Here is a 22,117-nt window from a genome sequence, read left to right on the forward strand (position 1 = left end):
GGAAAATTTTCTAAGTTTCGCTATTTTACTTAGACAAGGTGTGTATTTTACAATAGAATGTAATGTAGAGAAGTTTTATAAGGAGGTGCCACGAGTTGAGTCAATCAGAATTATATGTAAGTTTGGATATCGGGTCTTCCTCCGTCAAAGTATTGATCGGGGAAATGACCAATAAATCGTTGCACGTCATCGGCGTTGGCAACGTCAAATCTAATGGAATCAAAAAAGGTGCGATTGTTGATATAGATGCAACTGTCCAGTCCATTAAAAAAGCCGTCGACCAGGCAGAGAGAATGATCGGCAAAGAAATCCATGAAGTGGTGCTGGGCATTCCGGCAAACCAAGTGGCGTTGCAGCCGGTGAAAGGGATCGTTGCAGTAAACAGCGAGAACCGTGAAATCACGGATGAAGATCTGGAACGCGTACTGGAAGCGGCACAAGTGATGTCGATCCCACCGGAACGTGAACTGGTCAACATCATTCCAGAAGAATATGTCGTCGACCATCTGGGCGAGATCAAAGACCCGAGAGGCATGATCGGCATCCGGCTTGAAATGGATGGTACAATGGTGACGACTTCGAAAACGGTCTTGCACAATGTCTTGCGCTGTGTCGAACGCGCGGGCCTTGAAATCCGCGAGATATATGTCCAGCCGCTAGTAGCCGGAAGCTATGCGTTGACGGAAGATGAAAAAAATCACGGAACGGCCTGTATCGATATCGGCGGCGGATCGACTTCCATCGCAGTATTCCGCGACGGCCATCTGCGTGCGGCGTCCGTCATCCCAGTCGGAGGCGACCATGTGACGAAGGATCTGTCGATCGTCTTGAAAACCCCGACAGAGCAGGCTGAAAAAATCAAACTCGAGCACGGCCATGCGTTCTTCGACGATGCTTCTGAAGAAGAAGTGTTCGAAGTGCCGGTGATCGGTTCGGATTCGAGAGAACAATACAGCCAAAAATACATATCTGAAATAATCGGAGTTCGCATGGAAGAACTTTTCGAATTGATTTTGGATGAGTTATATCGCCTCGGCATCGACGAGTTGCCTGGCGGTGTCGTATTGACGGGCGGAATGGCAAAAATGGACGGCCTCCCTGAATTGGCAAGAAGCATCCTCCAAACGCGGGTGCGCCTGTTCACGCCTGAATTCATTGGAGTTCGCGAACCGCAGTACACAACAGCGGTCGGCTTGATCCAATACGCTTATGCAGAAGATTTGTTCTACGGGAATGTCGGCCATGGTTCAGCGGCTGCACATTCGCAAAAGCCCGAATATGTAGAGCAACAGCCGAAAAAGCAAAAGCAGCCAAAGCAGCCGAAACAGGAAAATGAAGGCGTCGTAAGTAAAGCCAAAAAAATGTTTGACCGTTTTTTTGAATAAAATCATCATTGTGTCCGGCTTATGTTCAAAAGCTGAGCAATCTTAGGAGGAAAATAGAATGTTGGAATTTGATACAAATATCGATGCATTAGCCGTAATTAAAGTCATTGGTGTCGGTGGCGGCGGTAATAACGCGGTCAACCGGATGATCGAACATGGGGTACAAGGCGTGGAATTCATCGCGGTCAACACGGACGCACAAGCTTTGAACCTTTCGAAAGCGGAAACACGCCTGCAAATCGGCGGGAAATTGACGCGCGGCCTCGGTGCCGGCGCTAACCCGGATGTCGGGAAAAAAGCGGCAGAAGAAAGCAAGGAACAGATCGAAGAAGCTTTGCGCGGAGCCGATATGGTATTCGTAACTGCCGGTATGGGCGGAGGCACCGGTACAGGTGCTGCACCTGTCATCGCAGGAATCGCCAAAGAACTTGGCGCATTGACAGTGGGCGTCGTCACCCGCCCGTTCACATTCGAAGGGCGCAAGCGTTCGACCCAAGCGATCGGCGGAATCGCAACGATGAAAGAATCGGTCGATACACTGATCGTCATCCCGAACGACCGTCTACTCGAAATCGTCGACAAAAACACGCCGATGCTTGAAGCATTCCGTGAAGCGGATAATGTCCTTCGCCAAGGTGTACAAGGCATCTCGGATTTGATCGCAGTGCCTGGTCTTATCAACCTTGACTTTGCCGATGTGAAAACGATCATGTCGAACAAAGGTTCAGCACTTATGGGCATCGGAGTCTCTTCAGGAGAAAACCGCGCCGCAGAAGCCGCGAAAAAAGCGGTATCCAGCCCGTTGCTTGAAGTATCTGTCGATGGGGCGAAAGGCGTCTTGATGAACATTACAGGCGGATCGAACTTGAGCTTGTATGAAGTACAGGAAGCAGCCGATATCGTCGCTTCCGCTTCCGATGAAGAAGTGAACATGATCTTCGGTTCCGTCATCAACGATAACTTGAAAGACGAAATCGTTGTAACGGTCATCGCTACCGGCTTCAACGAGGAATTGTTGAACCCGGCTGGACGCGCACCTCGCGGGTCTGGATTGAACGCAAACCGCATCCAATCGATCCAACAGCAAAACCCGGCTCCTTCCATCCGTGAAGCACGCCGCGAAGAACAGTCACAGCGCCGCGAAGAGCAAACTCCTTACTACAACCAGGAGCCTCAGCGCCAGGATAAGCAAAGTGAAGATGCACTCGATATCCCGACATTCCTGCGCAATAGACAAAAACGCCGTTAATAGGAAAACAGCTGCCGAATTGGCAGCTGTTTTTGTTTTGGAAGCTGAAAGAAGCACTTTCAAAGCCAGCTGCCACGGTTCCTTCATAATTTCGTTGGAAAATGGGCAGCTTTATGGTTTTAATGCAAGGCTGAATTGATAAATCAGCCTTGGCTTGGTACAATAAAGTGAACGTCTATAGAAAAGTTGTGAGCATATGAAAGCGATTAAACCGGAATTTGAAGAAATTGCCCATACATTAAATCAAATCAATAGCGGCATTGAAATCGTCGCAGTCACGAAACAAGTCGGAATCGACAGAACGCAGGAGGCCATCGATGCGGGCATCCGCCATCTCGGCGAAAACCGCCCTGAAGGCCTCAAGCTGAAGCATGGAAAGGTCAAGGGTGATGTTTTTTGGCATTATATCGGGACGCTTCAGTCACGGAAAGTCAAAGAAGTGATCGGGCTCATCGATTATCTTCATTCACTGGACCGCTTGAGTTTGGCGAAAGAAATCCAGAAACGTGCCGATAAGCCTGTAAAGTGCTTTATCCAGGTCAATGTTTCCGGTGAGAAATCCAAAAGCGGATTTTCTCCAGAGGAAGTTCCCGCGTTCATCGAATCCTTGAAGGATTTCGATAAGGTGCACGTGGTCGGCTTGATGACAATGGCGCCGAATACAGAAGACGAAAAGCTATTGAGAGCAACATTCAAAGGATTGAAAGATTTGCAGCTGCAGATTGCTGCTGAAAAATGGGAGCACGCCCCTTGCACAGAACTGTCGATGGGCATGTCGAATGACTACCTGATTGCGGCTGAAGAAGGCGCGACATTCGTCCGCGTCGGGACCGCGTTGGTAGGGTCAGAAAGTGAGGCGGAAAGATGAGCATGAAAGACAAATTCAAGAATTTCTTTTATCTGGACGAGTACGAGGAAGAGCCCGTCCAGGAGGAACGCAAGCAGCGCCCTGTGCAGCGTTATGAGAAGCCTGCGCCGGCAGCTGCCGAACAGCCGCAGAAAAAAGTGGTTAAAGCACCGAAGCCAGTGAAAGAACGCCGTGAGAATTTGGAGGAACCTACCGTGCAGAATATAGTCAATTTGCAGAATTCATCTGCTTCTTCATCGAAAGTCAGCTTGGCGGAACCGCGCGTCTATGCGGAAGCACAAGATATCGCAGAAAGCTTGAAAACAAAACAGGCCGTCGTGGTCAACTTGCAGCGCATCGAACGGGACCAAGGCCTTCGGATCATCGATTTCCTGAGCGGCACCGTCTATGCACTGGGAGGGGATATCCAGCGCATCGGGACCGATATCTTCCTTTGCGTGCCGGACACAGTCGAAGTGGATGGCGCCATCTCCGATTATTATCACGACGATCAACAATAGAAAGGTGCTTAAAATCGAATGATTCTTCTTGTTAATCTATTGCTAGGAGCTATTAACATTTATTTCTACATCCTGATCATCAGCGTCTTCATGAGCTGGGTGCCGAGCATCAAGGAGTCCGCGTTCGGGCAAATGATCTCCCGGATCACAGATCCATACCTGGATATTTTCCGCCGCTTCATCCCGCCGATCGGCATGATCGATATCTCGCCGATTGTGGCAATTTTCACTCTGAGCCTCGCAAGCCAAGGGATCATCACTTTGGCTCAGTACCTTCTCTGATAAGTAGCTGAATAATATCAGCTGATATAAGAAGACGGAGAATCCAATTCTCTGTCTTTTTTGTTTGGGGCGGACAGCGAAAGGGTTTTTCCGCTAAATGTAGAATGCTAGTTAAAGTTAAACAAACGAAGCAATCCGAGAATTGGAGGGAACAGCATGGAAGAGATATTCCAGCATTTCCGTAAAGACGAACAACAGTTTATCGAGCAGGCATCGGACTGGCTGCAAGATGTAGAAGATATGTATGCGCCGAAGCTGACGGGTTTCCTGGACCCGCGCCAGCGCTTCATCGTCAAATCGCTGATCGGCGGCCGGGAAGTGCAAATGGCTGCTTCCGGCTTGTTCAGTCAGGCAGAGCGCCAGCGCGTCCTGTTGCACCCCGCCTATTACGTCCCGGAAGAAAATGATTTCCAAGTCACCATGTTCGAGCTGCGCTATCCGGTCAAATTCGTGTCATTGAAGCATCCCGACATTCTCGGCGCGCTCATGTCGCTTGGTTTGGAACGAGGGAAATTCGGGGACATCCGGATCGGCGAAGGCACCGTGCAGCTCGCTGTGATGACGGAAATCGCCCCGTATTTGCGCGCCAACTTCACCAGTGCCGGCAAAGTGAAAGTCCAGCTCGAAGAAGTGACCGACCCCGCCGACTATCTGCCGGTCATCGAGGAGTGGGCGGAAGAGGCGCATACGGTCAGTTCGTTGCGGCTCGATACGGTCATGAGCTCGGTCTATAAAATTTCCCGGCAAAAAGCCGCCGCATTGATCGGCGGGGGAAAAGTGAAGGTCAATTGGACAGTACAGGAAAGTGTGTCGTTCGAATTGCACGAATCCGATTTGATTTCAGCGAGAGGGCTTGGCCGTGTGCAAATCATTGCGATCGAAGGGCGGACGAAAAAGGACAAGATCCGCCTGCAGGTGGGCAAATTGGAATTGAAAAAATAAACACTGCCGAATGTGGTGAATATTACTGAAATTTCTCGCCATGACAGGTATAATGAGTGTAAACATGCAGAGAGTAAGGAGAGATACGATGCCTTTATCACCATTAGATATACATAATAAAGAGTTCAGCCGCGCATTCCGCGGTTATCAGGAAGATGAGGTCAATGAATTCCTCGAACAGATCATGAAAGATTATGAAAAAGTCATTAAAGAACGGAATGAAATGGAAGAGCGCATGAAATCCACGGATGAGCGCATGGGCCATTTCACCAATCTGGAAACGACTTTGCAGAAATCGATCTTCGTCGCGCAGGAAGCGTCAGAAGAAGTCCGCCGCAACGCCCAGAAAGAAGCGGATTTGATCGTCCAGGAAGCGGAGAAGAATGCAGACCGCATCGTCAATGAATCTTTGGCGAAAGCGCGCCGCATCGCGACCGAAATCGAAGAGTTGAAAAAGCAGTCGAAGATTTTCCGCAATCGTTTCAAGATGCTTGTGGAAGCGCAGCTTGATTTGATTGAAACGGAAGACTGGAACACATTGCTTGAATACGACTTGGACACGGAAAACCTTGACCAGATCGAGAAGAACGAAGCGGAAAGCGCGGCGAAGGAATAAGCCCGCTCTTGACTGAAGCCCATTCTGCTTCTATAATTACGACATACTTACAAACGCATTGATGGAGACAGTACAAAACGGAAATCCGATCGAGCGAGCCGGGGGCGGTGGAAGCCTGGCGCGGGTCCGTCTTGGAAAATCACTCCTGAGCTGGACCGGTGAACGCAAGTAATCGGGCCCGTTCCCGCCACGTTACGGTGTAGAGTTGGCAGCACACAGCTGCAACAAGGGTGGTACCGCGAGCTTCTCGTCCCTTTCCAGGGATGGGGGCTTTTTATTATGCTTACAGGAGGAATGGAAAATGGATTATAAAGATACATTATTGATGCCAAAAACCGAGTTTCCGATGCGCGGCAATTTGCCGAACCGGGAACCTGAAATGCAAAAGAAATGGGAAGAAATGGACATCTATAAAAAAGTCCAGGACCGGACAAAAGGCCGTCCGTTCTTCGTGCTTCATGACGGGCCGCCATATGCGAACGGCGACCTTCACATGGGACACGCTTTGAACAAAGTATTGAAGGACATGATCGTCCGCTCGCGCAGCATGATGGGCTTCCACGCCCCTTATGTCCCAGGCTGGGATACACACGGTTTGCCGATCGAGCAGGCATTGACCAATAAAGGCGTGAACCGCAAAGAATTGTCACTCGCGGAATTCCGCAAGCTATGTGAGGAATACGCATACGAACAGATCGACAGCCAGCGTTCACAATTCAAACGGATCGGCGTACGCGGTGACTGGGAAAACCCATATGTCACTTTGAAGCCGTCCTATGAAGCGCGCCAGATCGAAGTGTTCGGCAAAATGGCCAATAAAGGCTATATCTATAAAGGCTTGAAGCCGGTCTACTGGTCCCCGTCCAGTGAATCGTCGCTTGCTGAAGCGGAGATCGAGTATCACGATAAAAAATCACCATCGATCTATGTATCCTTCCCTGTTACAGACGGAAAAGGCGTTTTGGATGAAGGCGTCAAGCTGGTCATCTGGACGACGACGCCTTGGACGATCCCTGCCAACCTCGGGATTTCCGTTCATGCGGATCTGGATTACGTGGAAGTCTCTCACGGCGGTTCGAAGTTCGTCGTTGCGAAAGATTTGCTCGAAGAAGTGGCGAAAGAGCTGGAATGGGCGGATTATGAAGTGGTCCGCACAGTGAAAGGCCAGGAACTGGAGCATATCCAGGCGAAACACCCATTGTATGACCGTACGTCACTCGTCATGCTTGGCGACCATGTTACGACCGATTCCGGTACGGGCTGCGTCCATACCGCTCCTGGACACGGGGAAGATGACTTCCTGATCGGCAAGAGATACGGCTTGGACGTTCTCTGCCCAGTCGATGAGCGCGGCGTCATGACGGACGAAGCGCCAGGATTTGCTGGCGAGTTCTATGACAAGGCAAACAAATCGATCACCGAAGCGCTCGATGAAGCAGGCGCTCTCGAAGCCCTGTCGTTCATCACCCACTCCTACCCGCATGATTGGCGCACGAAAAAACCGGTCATCTACCGCGCGACGGCGCAATGGTTCGTATCGATCGACGCGTTCCGCGACCAGATCCTGAAAGCGATCGATGAAACAGCGTTCACGCCGGCATGGGGCGAAACACGCCTTTATAATATGCTGCGTGACCGCGGTGATTGGAACATTTCCCGCCAGCGCGTGTGGGGCGTGCCGATTCCGGTATTCTATGCGGAAAACGGCGATCCGGTCATCACGGAAGAGACGATTGCGCATATCGCCGATCTATTCCGCGAACACGGATCGAACATCTGGTTCGAACGCACGGCGGCGGAATTATTGCCGGAAGGCTTTAAGCACCCGAGCAGCCCGAACGGCATCTTCACAAAAGAGATGGACATCATGGACGTCTGGTTCGATTCCGGTTCGTCCCACCAGGCAGTGCTCGATGAGCGCGAAGACCTTCAATACCCGGCTGACCTTTATCTCGAAGGCTCTGACCAATACCGAGGCTGGTTCAACTCCTCGCTTACGACGAGCGTCGCCATCAACGGCATCGCTCCGTATAAAGGCGTATTGAGCCACGGCTTTACATTGGACGGCAATGGCCGCAAAATGAGTAAATCGCTTGGCAACGTCATTGTGCCGGCAAAAGTCATGAACCAAATGGGAGCGGACATCCTGCGCCTATGGGTTTCTTCTGTCGACTATACAGCGGATGTACGCGTATCGGATGATAACTTCAAGCAAGTATCTGAAGTGTACCGCAAAATCCGCAACACGCTGAAATTCCTTCACGGCAACTTGGCTGATTTCGATGAAACAAAAGACCGTGTAGCGTTTGAAGACATGCGTGAAATGGACCAGTACATGGTCATGAAATTGAATAAATTGATCGAAACAGCGACTAAAGGCTATGAGAATTATGAATTCGCATCTGTCTATTTGGCATTGAACAGCTATTGCGCCAATGATCTCAGCTCGTTTTATCTCGATGTCGCAAAAGATGTCGTCTATATCGAACGCGCTGACCATCCGCACCGCCGTGCGATGCAGACAGTGATGTTCGACAGCTTGATGGCACTCGTCAAGCTTGCATCCCCAATCTTGCCGCATACAGCGGATGAAATGTGGTCGTATCTGGAATCCGCTTCAGAAGAAAGCGTCCAGTTAACCGACTTCCCAGAAGCAGTAGAGCGTCCTGAATTCAAGGATCTTGAAGCGAAATGGAGCCGTTTCATGGACGTCCGCGACGATGTCTTGAAAGCTTTGGAAGAAGCGCGTGCTGCGAAAACGATCGGGAAATCGCTTGAAGCGAAAGTAACGGTCTATGCAAGTGACGAGTTGGCGAACTTATTGCCAGCTATCGATTCGAATCTCGCGCAATTGTTCATCGTTTCCGAATATGAATTCGGCGGGGCGAGAGAACAAGCGCCAGAAAATGCGCTTTCACTCGATGAAGTATCAGTCATCGTAGAAAAAGCACAAGGTGAGAAATGCGGCCGTTGCTGGACGATCTCCAAGCATGTCGGCGAATCGGAAGCACATCCTGAGCTTTGCCCACGTTGTGCAGAAGTCGTTGAAATCGAATACGCTTAAGTTTGAACGGTCCGAAAGCCGGTTATCCGGTTTTCGGACTTTTTTCTTTTTTCGCCCGCTCTGTGTTAAAATGAATAGACTGATGAATGACGGAGGAAATACAAGTGATTTATTATGGGATTGCTCTACTAATTATTGCATTGGATCAATGGACCAAATGGCTGGTCGTCAAAAATATGGAGCTCGGGGAACGGATTCCTGTGCTCGAACCGTATCTCGGATGGCTGTCCCATCGAAACCGCGGCGCGGCGTGGGGGATGCTAGAAGGGCAAATGTGGCTGTTTGCCGTTATCACTGTCGTGGTGATTGTGGCGATTCTTTATTATTTCCATAAGCATGCTGGAGGGCAGCCGCTGTTTCAATTGGCGCTGATGGTGCTATTGGGAGGCGCGATCGGTAATTTCATCGACCGGATGTACCGCGGTGAAGTGGTCGATTTTGTCGATGTGCTGATTCCAGTAATCAATTATGATTTTCCGATCTTCAATGTAGCGGATGCTGCATTGACCATTGGTGTCGTCTTAATGGTCATTTATGTGATCATGGATGAAAAACAACAAAAGAAAAAGGTGTCTTAATGGAAGAACTGACGATAAACATTACAGAAGAACAAAAAGGCGAGCGCATCGATAAAGTGATTTCTGCAATCGATGAGGAATGGTCGCGTTCGCAGATCAGCAATTGGGTCAAAGATGGCCATATCAAAGTAAATGGCGAAACGGTGAAACCGAATTACAAAGTGCGTTTGGAAGATGAGATTCTCATCACGCCGCCGCTATTGGAAGAATTGGATGCAGAACCGGAAAACTTGAACCTTGATATCGTTTATGAAGACGAAGACGTGCTCGTCGTCAACAAACCGAAAGGTATGGTCGTCCACCCGGCTCCAGGACATGCGAGCGGGACGCTCGTCAACGGCCTCATGTACCATTGCACCGATCTTTCGGGCATCAATGGCATCGTGCGCCCGGGAATCGTCCACCGTATCGATAAAGATACGTCTGGCTTATTGATGGTCGCGAAAAACGATCTCGCCCATGCATCTTTAGTGGATCAATTGGTCGAAAAATCGGTGACGCGCAAATACATCGCACTTGTCCACGGGCATATCGCCCACGACAAAGGCACCATTGATGCACCAATCGCGAGAGACCCGAAAGAGCGCCAGAAGATGGCTGTTGTCGATAAAGGCAAGCATGCGGTGACGCATTTCACTGTGCTTGAGCGTTTCGGTGATTTCACATTAGTGGAATGCCGACTTGAAACGGGACGCACGCACCAAATCCGTGTCCATATGCGTTATATCGGCTTCCCGCTTGTCGGCGACCCGAAATACGGACCGAGAAAAACGATGGATATCGGCGGCCAGGCCTTGCATGCAGCCGTTATCGGTTTTATCCATCCACGGACGAAGGAATACCTGGAGTTCTCGTCGGCTTTGCCTACAGAATTCGAGAAACTTCTCGAGACTCTCCGCTGAGGGGGTTGACAAACGAAATGGCTGTTCTTTATACTTAGACCAGTCAACTGAATACGCATCACCTTTAAGAACAGTCCAGAGAGGCTGAAAAGGGATATTCGCAAAGCCGGAAGTGTGTCTTCCGGAAGGTTTTTTTCTGCGCTTATGCACCCTTCGCCTCTTCGGCGGAGGGTTTTTTTATGCAGAAATTTCGATGCAATCATAAAGGAGTGGAACACATGGCAGAAAAAGCGGTCATTCTCGATGATAAGGCAATCGGACGTGCGATTACACGCATCGCCCACGAAATCATCGAGCGCAATAAAGGAATCGACGGGTGCATCTTAGTTGGGATCAAGACAAGGGGTGCATTCATCGCCAAGCGTTTGGCGGAGAAAATCGAACAAATCGAAGGCAAGCCCATTCTGACAGGGGAACTGGACATCACGCTTTACCGGGATGATTTAAGCCAGAAAAACCCGGGCCAGGAACCGCTTGTCCAGCAAGTCGATATCGAACACAGCATCAAAGACCAGAAAGTCATCCTTGTTGACGATGTGCTCTACACGGGCCGCACTGTCCGCGCAGCGATGGACGCGGTCATGGACCTTGGGCGGCCGGCTCAGATCCAGCTCGCGGTATTGATCGACCGTGGACACCGGGAATTGCCGATCCGCTCCGATTATGTCGGGAAAAACATTCCGACATCGAGTGAAGAACGAATCGTGGTCGAGATGACAGAAAGCGACAGCACCGACCGCGTCACCATCAACGACTAAGAATTACTACAGAGACAGGGGAGAAACAACTTGAGCAATGCCATTCTAGACATACACGATAAACCAAAAACGGGGCAATGGATTTCCCTTAGCCTGCAGCACATGTTCGCCATGTTCGGCGCAACGATCCTGGTGCCGCAGCTGGTTGGCTTGAGCCCCGCGATCGCGCTATTGACGAGCGGCATCGCCACCATCATCTTCGTCCTCATCACGCAATTCAAAGTGCCGGCTTACCTCGGATCTTCATTCGCCTTTATCGTCCCGATACAGATCGCCACGGAAACAGGCGGCATCGGCTCGGCGATGATCGGCGCGATGTTCGTCTCGCTCGTCTACGCAATCGTCTCGCTGATCATCTGGAAGACCGGCTACAAATGGCTCATGAAACTGCTGCCGCCGATCGTCGTCGGCCCGGTCATCATTGTCATCGGGCTTGCGCTCTCTGGCACTGCGGTTGACATGGCCATGAACATCCCCACGGCAGACGGCGGCTCTGAATACAGCCTGCTGCATTTCTCAGCCGCTTTGGTCACGCTTGCTACAGCCATCATCTGCAACATCTACTTCAAGAACATCATCTCGCTCATGCCGATCCTGATCGGCATCATCGCGGGTTACGCTTACTCGGCACTCATCGGCATCATCGACTTTGCTCCAGTGGCAGCAGCTAGCTGGTTCCAAGTACCGGAATTTTTGCTGCCGGGAATTGATTACTCTTTCCAAGTGACACCGACTTTGTTGTTCGTCATGGTGCCAATCGCCATCGTCACAATCTCTGAGCATATCGGACATCAGCTCGTACTCGGCAAGATTGTCGACCGCAATTACATAAAAGACCCGGGACTTCACCGCTCGATTTTGGGCGACGGCATCGGGACGTTCATCTCCTCGCTTGTCGGAGGCCCGCCGAAAACGACTTACGGCGAAAACATCGGCGTACTTGCCATCACGAAAGTGTTCAGCGTCTATGTCATTCTGGGTGCTGCGGTATTCGCCATCCTGTTCTCGTTCTTCGGAAAATTGATGGCAGTCATCGACACGATTCCGACAGCAGTGCTCGGAGGTATCTCGATCCTGTTGTTCGGCATCATCGCTTCGTCCGGACTACGGATGCTGGTCGATAACGGCATCGACTTCGGCAACAACCGCAACTTGGTCATCTCGTCGGTCATCCTGGTCATCGGGATCGGCGGCGCGAAACTCGAGTTCAGCGAATCGTTCGCGATCGAAGGAATGGCGCTAGCCGCCATCGTCGGCGTAATCTTGAACTTAATCCTGCCTGGGCTCGATAAACAGGAATTGGATGATGGAACTGAATAAACTTACCTTTTAAGGAATGTCCAGAGAGGCATGGAAAGGGTTATGGATAGGGGTGCAGTCTACCCTTATTTCCTTACACCTTCCTGCCCCTGGGAAGGTGTTTTTTTGTACAGTCAACGAAAGGGCGTGAGCAAATTGCCGAATCTGTTAACGATGAACAATCTTGAAAACGACAAAATCATGAACTTGCTGAAGCGTGCCGAGCAGTTCGAAAAGGGTGAGAAAGCATCACTCGACGGAGCGGTCGTCAATTTATTCTTCGAACCGAGCACACGGACGAAGATGAGCTTCGAGATGGCTGAACATCGGCTCGGGCTATCCGTTCTGCCATTCGAAACAGCGTTTTCCAGTATTCTAAAAGGCGAAACGCTGTATGACACGGTGAAAACGATGGAAGCGATCGGCGTCAAGGCGGTCATCATCCGCCACGAGGAAGAAGAGTATTACCAGCAGCTAGCAGGCTGCAAGGTGGCGGTCATCAACGGCGGCGATGGATCGGGGCAACATCCGACACAATCATTGCTCGATTTGTACACAATCCATCAGGAATTCGGGCGTATCGACGGCATCCACGTGACGATCGTCGGCGACATCGCCCATAGCCGGGTCGCCAAATCGAACGCCGCCGCACTCAAACAGCTCGGCGCGAAAGTCAGCTTCGTGTGCCCGGAGGAATGGAGCGGCGATTACGACACGACTGATGACCTGGATGCTTTGATCGGCGAAACGGACGTCGTCATGATGCTCCGGGTGCAACATGAACGCCACGCCGTATCCGCTTTGTTTTCCAAAGAACGCTATCATAAAGAATTCGGGCTGACGGAAGCGCGCGAGCGGAAAATGAAAAAAGGCGCCATCATCATGCATCCGGCACCGATAAACCGGGGAGTGGAGATCGCGGATTCACTCGTCGAATGCAAGCGCTCAAGAATTTTCAAGCAAATGGAAAACGGCGTTTTCGTCCGTATGGCTGTACTTGAATATGCAATGAAAGGGAGAGAATAAAATGGGATTATTCATTAAGAACGTAAAGATGTTGAACGGGGAACAGCTGGAGGCGACGAACATCCGCATCAAGGATGGCCGCATCGAGGAGATCGGCGCACACTTGAACGGGCAGGGAGAAACGGAAATCGACGGCAAAGGCCGAATGATCGCACCAGGATTCGTGGACGTCCATGTCCATTTGCGTGAACCAGGAGGAGAGAAAAAAGAAACGATCGAAAGCGGCACGAAATCAGCGGCGCGCGGCGGCTATACGACCATCTGTGCCATGCCGAATACACGGCCGGTACCGGACACGAAAGAAAATCTCGATCTCGTCAATGGCTTGATCGAAAAAAATGCGCTCATCCGGGTTTTGCCGTATGCGTCGATTACGATTCGCGAAGCGGGCAAAGAACGCACTAATTTAAAGGAACTGAAAGAACACGGCGCCTTCGCGTTCACGGACGACGGGGTAGGCATCCAGGAAGCAGGGATGATGCTAGAGACGATGAAAGAAGCCGCAGTACTTGATATGGCTGTCGTCGCCCACTGCGAAGACAATAGCCTGATCTACGGCGGAGTCATGCATGACGGCAAAAAAAGCAGAGAGCTAGGGCTCCCGGGGATTCCGTCGGTTGCGGAATCGGTGCATATCGCGCGTGACATCCTGCTCGCTGAAGCGGCAGGTGCCCATTACCACGTATGCCACGTCAGCACGAAAGAATCGGTGCGCGTCATCCGCGACGCAAAACGGGCTGGTGTCCGCGTAACGGCGGAAGTGACGCCCCACCATCTATTGTTGACGGAAGACGACATCCCAGGCGACGATGCGAACTACAAAATGAACCCGCCGCTTCGCGCAAAAGAGGATTACGAAGCGCTTCATGAAGGGCTGCTTGACGGCACGCTCGATTTCATCGCGACGGATCATGCCCCACACGCTGCGGAAGAAAAAGCGAACGGCATGGAAAAAGCGCCATTCGGCATCGTCGGCTTCGAAACGGCATTCCCGCTCCTTTATACGGAATTTGTCCAGAGCGGCAAATGGACACTCAGTCAATTGATCGGCTGGCTGACGAAAAAGCCGGCGGATGTGTTCGGCCTTCCTTATGGGACACTAGCAGCAGGGCAAGCAGCCGATCTGGTACTGCTGGACTTGAATAAACAGCAGGAGATCCGCACGGAAGATTTCCTTTCCAAAGGAACGAATACGCCATTTGGCGGGCAAACTTGCACCGGCTGGCCAGTAATGACCATTTTTGGCGGTGACATCGTATGGCAGGAGGAAAACTGATGAAACGTTATTTGATCTTGGAAGACGGTACAGTATTCGCTGGGGAAGCGTTCGGCGCACAAACGGCATCATTCGGGGAAGTAGTATTCAACACAAGCATGACGGGGTATCAGGAAATCCTATCCGACCCATCGTATTGCGGGCAAATCGTCACGATGACCTACCCGCTGCAAGGCAATTATGGCATCAATAGCGATGACTTTGAATCGATCGAACCTGCCGTTAAAGGCATAGTCGTCCGGGAAGCCGCGGATTTCCCCTCGAATTTCAGAAGCACGATGAGCTTGAGCGAATTGCTCGAGAAAAAAGGCATCCCGGGTATCGCGGGAATCGATACACGGAAGTTGACTCGGCTGATCCGCGTCAACGGATCGATTAAAGGCATCTTGACGGCTGCCGGGGAAGATCCGGATTTTGAACAAGTGATCGAGAAGCTGCAGGAAACCGATTTGCCGACCGACCAGGTGGCGCAAGTATCGATTAAGCGCCCTTATCCAAGCCCGGGACGCGGAAAGCGCGTCGTATTGATCGATTACGGCATGAAGCACGGCATTTTGCGCGAGTTGAACAAGCGCAAATGCGATGTCATCGTCGTGCCGCATAATACGAGCGCACAGGAGATTCTCGCCTGGGGACCGGATGGCGTCATGCTGTCGAACGGACCGGGAGACCCGAAAAACGTCCCGGAATGTGTGGGAGTCGTCGGCGAACTGCTCGGCGCAGTGCCGATTTTCGGGATTTGCCTCGGGCACCAATTGTTCGCAAGAGCATGCGGCGCGGAGACATTCAAGCTGAAATTCGGCCACCGCGGCGGCAACCACCCCGTTCGTGACCTTTCAACCGGAAAAATCGAAATCACCTCACAAAACCATGGCTATGCTGTCGACGAAGAAACCTTGCAGGGGACACGCCTGAAAGTGACGCATACCGCACTCAATGACGGAACGAACGAAGGGCTGGCGCATCTCGATTACCCAGCTTTCACCGTGCAATACCACCCGGAATCCTCACCGGGGCCGGAAGACTCGAACTATCTATTCGACCGATTTTTGGAAATGATGAACGCACAGCGGAAGGAGCAACAACATGCCTAAAAGACAAGATATCAAAAGCATCCTCGTAATTGGTTCAGGCCCGATCGTCATCGGCCAAGCTGCAGAATTCGACTACGCGGGTACACAAGCCTGCCTCGCCTTGAAAGAAGAAGGCTACCGCGTCATCTTGATCAACTCCAACCCGGCGACGATCATGACCGATACGGAAATCGCCGATAAAGTGTATATCGAGCCGATCACTCTGGAATTCGTCAGCCGCATCCTTAGAAAAGAGCGGCCGGATGCACTGCTTGCGACACTTGGCGGGCAGACGGGGCTGAACATGGCCATCGAACTGGACGAATCAGGGATTTTGGATGAATTGGATATTGAAATTTTGGGGACCAAACTGGAAGCGATCCATAAAGCGGAAGACCGTGATTTGTTCCGCACCTTGATGAACGAACTCGGGGAACCGGTGCCGGAATCCGATATCATCCATAATATGGAAGAAGCGAAGCGCTTCGTTGAACGCATCGGCTACCCGGTCATTGTCCGCCCGGCATTCACGCTTGGCGGAACGGGCGGCGGCATTTGCCATAACGATGAGCAATTGCACGAAATCGTCGCGAGCGGCTTGAAATACAGCCCGGTGACACAATGCTTGCTGGAAAAATCGATCGCCGGCTTCAAGGAAATCGAATACGAAGTGATGCGCGATGCGGAAGATACCGCAATCGTCGTCTGTAATATGGAAAACATCGATCCTGTAGGCATCCATACCGGCGACTCGATCGTCGTCGCACCTAGCCAAACCTTGTCGGACCGTGAATACCAGATGCTCCGTAATGTATCATTGAAAATCATCCGCGCTTTGAAGATCGAGGGAGGCTGCAACGTCCAGCTCGCGCTCGACCCATACAGCTTCGATTATTACATCATCGAAGTGAACCCGCGTGTCAGCCGTTCCTCTGCACTGGCATCGAAAGCGACCGGCTACCCGATCGCCAAGCTGGCCGCAAAAATCGCGGTCGGTTTGACGCTTGGCGAAATGATGAACCCGGTGACAGGGCGCACTTACGCCGCATTTGAACCGGCGCTCGACTATGTCGTATCGAAAATCCCGCGCTGGCCATTCGACAAATTCGAAGCGGCAAAACGCAATCTCGGCACACAAATGAAAGCGACCGGCGAAGTGATGGCGATGGGCCGCACGTTCGAGGAATCGATGCTGAAAGCGGTCCGTTCGCTCGAAACAGGGCAATTCCATCTGGAGCTGAAAAACGGCAAGGACATGAGCGATGAATGGATCGAAAAACGCATCCGCAAAGCCGGCGACGAGCGGCTGTTCTTCATCGGCGAAGCGCTCCGCCGCGGAGTGACGATCGAAACGATCCACGATTGGAGCCAAATCGATTTGTTCTTCCTGGAGAAGTTCGATAAAATCGTCCGCTACGAAGAAATCCTGCAGCAAAACCCGTTTGATTATGAGACGGCGAAAAAAGCGAAACGCATGGGTTTTGCAGATAGAACGATTGCCAAACTATGGGATACAGAAGAAGCGAAAGTGTACGAATGGCGCAAAGAGCAAGGCTTGATGCCGGTCTATAAAATGGTCGATACATGCGCTGCGGAATTCGAATCGGAAACACCGTATTTCTACGGCAGCTACGAAGATGAAAACGAATCGATCCGCACCGACAAAGAAAGTGTCATCGTGCTAGGCTCCGGCCCGATCCGCATCGGCCAGGGCGTCGAATTCGATTACGCCACCGTCCACTCGGTCTGGGCAATCAAAGAAGCCGGATATGAAGCGATCATCATCAACAACAACCCGGAAACGGTCTCGACCGATTTCTCCATTTCCGACAAGCTCTACTTCGAACCGCTGACAATCGAGGACGTCATGCACATCATCGACCTCGAACAGCCAAAGGGTGTTGTCGTCCAGTTCGGCGGCCAGACAGCGATCAACTTGGCCGACAAGCTCGAGAAAAACGGCGTGAAGATTCTCGGCACGACACTTGAAGATATCGACCGTGCGGAAAACCGCAATAAATTCGAAGCAGCACTCCATGAAATCGGCATCCCGCAGCCGCTCGGCAAAACCGCGGTGTCGACAGAGGAGGCGGTCGTCATCGCTTCTGACATCGGCTATCCGGTATTGGTCCGCCCGTCTTATGTGCTCGGCGGCCGTGCGATGGAAATCGTCTATAACGAAAGCGATTTGATCCATTATATGGAACATGCTGTCGAAGCAAGCCCGGAACATCCGGTGCTGGTCGACCGCTATTTGACGGGAGAAGAAATCGAAGTCGATGCGATCTGCGACGGCGAGAATGTCTTGATTCCCGGAATCATGGAGCATATCGAACGGGCAGGGGTGCACTCCGGTGACTCGATTGCCGTCTATCCGCCGCAAAACATTTCTCAACAGCAAATCGACACCTTGACGGATTACACGACACGGCTTGCCAAAGGCTTGAACATTGTCGGCCTGTTGAACATCCAGTACGTCATCTCAAAAGGCGAGGTGTTCGTCATCGAAGTCAATCCGCGCTCAAGCCGTACGGTGCCGTTCCTCAGCAAAATTACGAGCATTCCCATGGCGAATATCGCAACGAAAGCGATCTTGGGGCAAAGCATCATCGACCAAGGCTACACGACGGGGCTTGCGCCGCTGAAAAAAGGCGTCTACGTCAAAGTGCCGGTCTTCTCATTCGCGAAACTGCGCCGCGTCGACATTACGCTTGGCCCGGAGATGAAATCGACCGGGGAAGTGATGGGCAAGGACGTCACGCTTGAAAAAGCGCTTTATAAAGGATTGGCCGCTGCCGGCATGGAAGTGAAAGACCATGGCACTGTACTTCTGACAGTGTCTGATAAGGATAAAGAAGAAGCGGTCGGCCTGGCGAAGCGCTTCCGGGATATCGGATACCAAATTATGGCAACTGGCGGTACGGCTCAAGCTTTTGAATCTGCCGGCATTGCCGTTGCTGAAGTCGGGAAAATCGGTGCGGAAGGACGCACTTTGCTGGATGTCATCCAAAACGGCGACGCGCAAATCGTCATCAATACCTTGACAAAAGGCAAGCAGCCCGAACGCGATGGGTTCCGCATCCGCCGGGAATCGGTGGAGAACGGAGTGCCTTGCCTGACTTCACTCGATACAGCGGAAGCGATGCTCAGAGTCATCGAATCGATGACATTCCAGGCAGAGGAAATGGGGGCAGGTGTATGATCAAACAGGAAAAAATGGCGATCGTCTCCCAAATTGAAATCGCAAAGAATATTTTTGAACTGACCGTCGCAGGTTCTTTGGTACAGGAAATGAACGAACCGGGGCAATTTGTCCATGTGCGTGTGGCGGACAGCTTTGAACCGCTATTGCGCCGGCCGATCTCGGTGGCGAAAATCGACAAGGAAGCATCGAGTTTCACGATGATCTACCGGTCGGAAGGACGGGGGACCAGCTTATTGTCACAGAAGACAGAACGCGACACACTCGATGTCCTGGGACCGCTCGGGAATGGTTTCCCCATTGAGGAAGCTGGTAAAAAAGCTTATTTGATCGGCGGGGGGATCGGTGTGCCGCCGCTATACGAACTGGCGCTGCAACTGAATGCGAGAGGGGTGGAAACCGTCCACATCCTCGGCTTCGAAAGCAGCGAAGCGGTATTCTATGAGGAAAAATTCCGCATGCTCGGCGATACGCATATTGCGACAGTCGATGGTTCGCACGGGACGGAAGGCTTCGTGACCCATATTTTGAATGGCTTGCCGAACGATTTCGATGCGTATTATTCCTGCGGGCCGACACCGATGCTTGAAGCGGTGCAATGGGCATACCCCGAGAAAAAAGGGTTTTTATCGTATGAACAGCGCATGGGCTGCGGCATCGGGGCATGCTTTGCATGTGTCTGCCGGACGACCAGAAGCGAAACGGACTACATCAAAGTGTGTTCAGATGGTCCGGTATTTCCGGCAGGGGTGGTGATTTCATGACGGATTTAAGTGTGCAATTGCCAGGACTCGACTTGAAAAACCCGATCATGCCGGCATCCGGCTGTTTCGGGTTCGGAAAGGAATACGCCCAGCTTTATGATCTGTCAAAGCTCGGTTCGATCATGATCAAAGCGACAACTGCCGAGATGCGCCTCGGCAACCCGACGCCGCGCGTTGCGGAAACTTCATCCGGCATGCTCAATGCGATCGGGCTGCAAAACCCCGGACTTGTAAAAGTAGTCGATGAACAATTGCCTTGGCTCGAACAATTTGATGTTCCCATTATCGCTAATGTGGCTGGTTCACTTGCAGAGGATTATGTAGAAGTCGCAAGAACCATTTCCAAGGCACCGAATGTCCATGCGCTGGAATTGAATATTTCCTGCCCGAACGTCAAGCAGGGCGGCATCACCTTCGGGACGGACCCGAACGTTGCGAAAGAATTGACGCGCATGGTAAAAGACGTCTCGGACGTGCCGGTGTATGTGAAATTGTCGCCGAACGTCACCGATGTCGTCCAGCTCGCCAAAGCGGTTGAAGAAGGCGGGGCGGATGGTATCACGATGATCAACACACTGCTCGGCATGCGTCTTGACCCGAAAACGGGACGGCCGGTCATCGCCAATATTACAGGGGGGTTATCGGGCCCCGCGATAAAACCGGTCGCACTGCGCATGGTTTATGAAGTGCGGCGCCATACGGATTTGCCGATCATCGGCATGGGCGGCATTGCGGAAGTGGATGACGTTATCGACTTTCTATCGGCGGGAGCGAATGCTGTCGCAGTAGGAACAGCGAACTTCGTCAACCCGTTCGTGTGCCCGGAGCTGATCGACAAGCTGCCGGAACGCTTGCACGAACTGGGCTATGAATCCGTTCAAGAACTCACCGGAAGGAGCCATCGCCTATGACCAGCAAACCGATCGTTGCACTCGATTTCCCGTCGAAGCTCGATGTGGAAGAGTTTTTATCGGAGTTCGCAGAACCATTGTTCCTGAAAGTGGGAATGGAATTGTTCTATCAGGAAGGGCCGGAACTCGTCCATACATTGAATCGTTACGGCCATGATATTTTCCTGGACCTGAAATTGCATGACATCCCGAATACCGTTGAATCTGCCATGCGCCGCATTGCGGAACTCGGCGTCGATATGGTCAATGTCCACGCAGCTGGCGGCATGGCCATGATGGAGGCCGCAAAACGCGGACTCGCGGGCAGCGGGACAAAATTGATCGCGGTGACGCAATTGACCTCGACGAGCGAAGAACAGATGCAACAAGAGCAATTGATTGCGGTGAGCCTGGAACAATCGGTCTTGCATTATGCGAAACTGGCGAAACGGGCGGGGCTTGACGGGGTCGTCTGTTCGGTGCATGAAGCGAAAGCGATCGGCGAGGTGTGCGGGGACGATTTCCTGCGCGTCACCCCGGGCATCCGCCCGGCTGCATCGGAAAGCCATGACCAAAAGCGCATTGCGACTCCAAGCGATGCAAAAGCACAAGGTTCGACCCATATCGTCGTCGGAAGGGCCATCACCCGCTCGGAAAACCCGCAAAAAAGCTATGATTACATTAATGGAGAATGGAGCGGTCGTTCATGAGAAAACAAATTGCACAGCAGCTATTGTCAATCGGCGCGGTGGAGCTGCGCCCAAACGATCCCTTCACATGGGCATCCGGTGTCAAATCGCCGATCTATTGCGACAACCGGCTGACGATGTCTTATCCAGCAGTCCGCAAGGCGATTGCCGACGGGCTTGCGGAAACGATTCGCCGTGAGTATCCCGACGCGCAAGTGATTGCGGGAACCGCGACGGCGGGCATTCCGCATGCGGCATGGGTAGCCGAACGCCTCGACCTGCCGATGGTCTATGTTCGTTCAAAACCGAAAGGCCACGGGCAATCGAATTTGATCGAAGGTAAAATCGAGCCAGGCCAAAAAGCGGTCGTCATCGAAGACTTGATCTCCAAAGGCGGATCCGTGCTGCAGGCGGCACAAGCGTTAAAAGATGCCGGATTTGAAGTGGCAGGAATCGCTGCGATCTTCACTTACGGGTTGCCACAGGCAACACAAGCTATACAGGAAGCCGGATTCACCTTCCACACATTGACGGATTTCCCGTCTTTGGTGGAACAAGCCCAGGAAAGCGGAGCGATAGCGTCAAAGGATTTGCCAATGCTCAGCGAATGGCACGAAAAACTGAAAGCCGGCGCATTGACTTCATAACAAAACCTTCGTGCATCTACAGGATGTGCGAAGGTTTTTTCGTCCGTTCAGGGAACTAGAGAAAGTGAAAAAGGATATGGTATAACTAATGACAAGGAGGCGGTAAG

20 protein-coding genes and 1 other annotated feature are annotated in these 22,117 nt (G+C 51.9%); all 20 genes read left to right on the plus strand.

Annotation, left to right across the window (positions count from 1 at the left end; genetic code table 11):
• Nucleotides 1-95 precede the first annotated feature (95 nt).
• The 20 genes from ftsA (at nucleotide 96) to pyrE (ending at nucleotide 22,010) form a co-directional block, all read left to right on the plus strand.
• Complete coding sequence (ftsA, locus tag DP119_RS04890; RefSeq protein ID WP_112231371.1) at nucleotides 96-1,385, plus strand: cell division protein FtsA; 1,290 nt, start codon at nucleotides 96-98, stop codon at nucleotides 1,383-1,385.
• Between the two features lie 58 nt (nucleotides 1,386-1,443).
• On the plus strand, nucleotides 1,444-2,634 hold the full coding sequence (gene ftsZ / locus DP119_RS04895) for a cell division protein FtsZ (RefSeq protein WP_112231372.1): 1,191 nt from the start codon (nucleotides 1,444-1,446) through the stop codon (nucleotides 2,632-2,634).
• A 196-nt stretch (nucleotides 2,635-2,830) separates the two neighbouring features.
• Nucleotides 2,831-3,502: a YggS family pyridoxal phosphate-dependent enzyme gene (locus DP119_RS04900; RefSeq protein WP_112231373.1), complete on the plus strand. Its 672-nt coding sequence runs from the start codon at nucleotides 2,831-2,833 to the stop codon at nucleotides 3,500-3,502.
• Complete coding sequence (locus DP119_RS04905) at nucleotides 3,499-4,002, plus strand: cell division protein SepF (RefSeq protein ID WP_112231374.1); 504 nt, start codon at nucleotides 3,499-3,501, stop codon at nucleotides 4,000-4,002. Before DP119_RS04900 ends, DP119_RS04905 begins: the two co-directional genes overlap by 4 nt.
• A gap of 18 nt (nucleotides 4,003-4,020) precedes the next feature.
• The gene (locus tag DP119_RS04910) at nucleotides 4,021-4,284 is read left to right on the plus strand and encodes a YggT family protein (protein ID WP_112231376.1); all 264 of its coding nucleotides are present in this window, start codon (nucleotides 4,021-4,023) and stop codon (nucleotides 4,282-4,284) included.
• 156 nt (nucleotides 4,285-4,440) lie between these two features.
• Nucleotides 4,441-5,226 (plus strand): YlmH family RNA-binding protein, encoded by a 786-nt coding sequence (locus DP119_RS04915; RefSeq protein WP_112231378.1) that lies wholly within the window; start codon nucleotides 4,441-4,443, stop codon nucleotides 5,224-5,226.
• 88 nt (nucleotides 5,227-5,314) lie between these two features.
• Complete coding sequence (locus DP119_RS04920) at nucleotides 5,315-5,842, plus strand: DivIVA domain-containing protein (RefSeq protein WP_112231380.1); 528 nt, start codon at nucleotides 5,315-5,317, stop codon at nucleotides 5,840-5,842.
• Between the two features lie 49 nt (nucleotides 5,843-5,891).
• Nucleotides 5,892-6,100, plus strand: a binding site (T-box leader).
• Between the two features lie 43 nt (nucleotides 6,101-6,143).
• Nucleotides 6,144-8,906, plus strand: a complete 2,763-nt coding sequence (ileS, locus tag DP119_RS04925; RefSeq protein ID WP_112231382.1) for an isoleucine--tRNA ligase — start codon at nucleotides 6,144-6,146, stop codon at nucleotides 8,904-8,906.
• A 104-nt stretch (nucleotides 8,907-9,010) separates the two neighbouring features.
• Nucleotides 9,011-9,484 carry a signal peptidase II gene (lspA, locus tag DP119_RS04930; RefSeq protein WP_205853835.1) on the plus strand — a complete coding sequence of 158 codons (474 nt, stop codon included), beginning with the start codon at nucleotides 9,011-9,013 and terminating at the stop codon, nucleotides 9,482-9,484.
• The gene (locus tag DP119_RS04935) at nucleotides 9,484-10,386 is read left to right on the plus strand and encodes an RluA family pseudouridine synthase (protein WP_112231386.1); all 903 of its coding nucleotides are present in this window, start codon (nucleotides 9,484-9,486) and stop codon (nucleotides 10,384-10,386) included. Before lspA ends, DP119_RS04935 begins: the two co-directional genes overlap by 1 nt.
• Nucleotides 10,387-10,604: 218 nt before the next feature.
• The gene (gene pyrR, locus DP119_RS04940; protein ID WP_058383525.1) at nucleotides 10,605-11,144 is read left to right on the plus strand and encodes a bifunctional pyr operon transcriptional regulator/uracil phosphoribosyltransferase PyrR; all 540 of its coding nucleotides are present in this window, start codon (nucleotides 10,605-10,607) and stop codon (nucleotides 11,142-11,144) included.
• A gap of 30 nt (nucleotides 11,145-11,174) precedes the next feature.
• Entirely contained in the window at nucleotides 11,175-12,464 is a 1,290-nt protein-coding gene (locus DP119_RS04945; RefSeq protein WP_112231388.1) for a solute carrier family 23 protein, read from the plus strand.
• 135 nt (nucleotides 12,465-12,599) lie between these two features.
• Entirely contained in the window at nucleotides 12,600-13,469 is an 870-nt protein-coding gene (locus DP119_RS04950) for an aspartate carbamoyltransferase catalytic subunit (RefSeq protein ID WP_112231390.1), read from the plus strand.
• A 1-nt stretch (nucleotide 13,470) separates the two neighbouring features.
• Nucleotides 13,471-14,745 (plus strand): dihydroorotase, encoded by a 1,275-nt coding sequence (locus DP119_RS04955; protein ID WP_112231392.1) that lies wholly within the window; start codon nucleotides 13,471-13,473, stop codon nucleotides 14,743-14,745.
• Complete coding sequence (locus DP119_RS04960; RefSeq protein WP_167399194.1) at nucleotides 14,745-15,839, plus strand: carbamoyl phosphate synthase small subunit; 1,095 nt, start codon at nucleotides 14,745-14,747, stop codon at nucleotides 15,837-15,839. Before DP119_RS04955 ends, DP119_RS04960 begins: the two co-directional genes overlap by 1 nt.
• Complete coding sequence (gene carB, locus DP119_RS04965; protein ID WP_112231394.1) at nucleotides 15,832-19,020, plus strand: carbamoyl-phosphate synthase large subunit; 3,189 nt, start codon at nucleotides 15,832-15,834, stop codon at nucleotides 19,018-19,020. The genes DP119_RS04960 and carB overlap by 8 nt, the downstream gene beginning before the upstream one ends.
• Nucleotides 19,017-19,784, plus strand: a complete 768-nt coding sequence (locus DP119_RS04970) for a dihydroorotate dehydrogenase electron transfer subunit (protein ID WP_112231396.1) — start codon at nucleotides 19,017-19,019, stop codon at nucleotides 19,782-19,784. The genes carB and DP119_RS04970 overlap by 4 nt, the downstream gene beginning before the upstream one ends.
• Nucleotides 19,781-20,695, plus strand: coding sequence for a dihydroorotate dehydrogenase (locus DP119_RS04975; RefSeq protein WP_112231398.1), 915 nt, complete (start codon nucleotides 19,781-19,783; stop codon nucleotides 20,693-20,695). The genes DP119_RS04970 and DP119_RS04975 overlap by 4 nt, the downstream gene beginning before the upstream one ends.
• Nucleotides 20,692-21,384 carry an orotidine-5'-phosphate decarboxylase gene (gene pyrF / locus DP119_RS04980; RefSeq protein ID WP_112231399.1) on the plus strand — a complete coding sequence of 231 codons (693 nt, stop codon included), beginning with the start codon at nucleotides 20,692-20,694 and terminating at the stop codon, nucleotides 21,382-21,384. Before DP119_RS04975 ends, pyrF begins: the two co-directional genes overlap by 4 nt.
• The gene (gene pyrE / locus DP119_RS04985; protein ID WP_112231401.1) at nucleotides 21,381-22,010 is read left to right on the plus strand and encodes an orotate phosphoribosyltransferase; all 630 of its coding nucleotides are present in this window, start codon (nucleotides 21,381-21,383) and stop codon (nucleotides 22,008-22,010) included. The genes pyrF and pyrE overlap by 4 nt, the downstream gene beginning before the upstream one ends.
• Nucleotides 22,011-22,117: the final 107 nt, after the last annotated feature.

The sequence above is a fragment of the Planococcus maitriensis genome (assembly GCF_003289925.1).
GTDB classification, from domain to species: domain Bacteria; phylum Bacillota; class Bacilli; order Bacillales_A; family Planococcaceae; genus Planococcus; species Planococcus maitriensis.

What these genes read in the sequence shown, in the direction of transcription:
- ftsZ (WP_112231372.1), top strand. Translation starts at nt 1,444, where the DNA reads ATGTTGGAATTTGATACAAATATCGATGCATTAGCCGTAATTAAAGTC.
- DP119_RS04935 (WP_112231386.1), top strand. Translation starts at nt 9,484, where the DNA reads ATGGAAGAACTGACGATAAACATTACAGAAGAACAAAAAGGCGAGCGC.
- DP119_RS04975 (WP_112231398.1), top strand. Translation starts at nt 19,781, where the DNA reads ATGACGGATTTAAGTGTGCAATTGCCAGGACTCGACTTGAAAAACCCG.
- DP119_RS04955 (WP_112231392.1), top strand. Translation starts at nt 13,471, where the DNA reads ATGGGATTATTCATTAAGAACGTAAAGATGTTGAACGGGGAACAGCTG.
- DP119_RS04905 (WP_112231374.1), top strand. Translation starts at nt 3,499, where the DNA reads ATGAGCATGAAAGACAAATTCAAGAATTTCTTTTATCTGGACGAGTAC.
- ileS (WP_112231382.1), top strand. Translation starts at nt 6,144, where the DNA reads ATGGATTATAAAGATACATTATTGATGCCAAAAACCGAGTTTCCGATG.
- DP119_RS04920 (WP_112231380.1), top strand. Translation starts at nt 5,315, where the DNA reads ATGCCTTTATCACCATTAGATATACATAATAAAGAGTTCAGCCGCGCA.
- DP119_RS04970 (WP_112231396.1), top strand. Translation starts at nt 19,017, where the DNA reads ATGATCAAACAGGAAAAAATGGCGATCGTCTCCCAAATTGAAATCGCA.
- DP119_RS04900 (WP_112231373.1), top strand. Translation starts at nt 2,831, where the DNA reads ATGAAAGCGATTAAACCGGAATTTGAAGAAATTGCCCATACATTAAAT.
- pyrF (WP_112231399.1), top strand. Translation starts at nt 20,692, where the DNA reads ATGACCAGCAAACCGATCGTTGCACTCGATTTCCCGTCGAAGCTCGAT.
- carB (WP_112231394.1), top strand. Translation starts at nt 15,832, where the DNA reads ATGCCTAAAAGACAAGATATCAAAAGCATCCTCGTAATTGGTTCAGGC.
- pyrR (WP_058383525.1), top strand. Translation starts at nt 10,605, where the DNA reads ATGGCAGAAAAAGCGGTCATTCTCGATGATAAGGCAATCGGACGTGCG.
- pyrE (WP_112231401.1), top strand. Translation starts at nt 21,381, where the DNA reads ATGAGAAAACAAATTGCACAGCAGCTATTGTCAATCGGCGCGGTGGAG.
- DP119_RS04960 (WP_167399194.1), top strand. Translation starts at nt 14,745, where the DNA reads ATGAAACGTTATTTGATCTTGGAAGACGGTACAGTATTCGCTGGGGAA.
- DP119_RS04910 (WP_112231376.1), top strand. Translation starts at nt 4,021, where the DNA reads ATGATTCTTCTTGTTAATCTATTGCTAGGAGCTATTAACATTTATTTC.
- DP119_RS04915 (WP_112231378.1), top strand. Translation starts at nt 4,441, where the DNA reads ATGGAAGAGATATTCCAGCATTTCCGTAAAGACGAACAACAGTTTATC.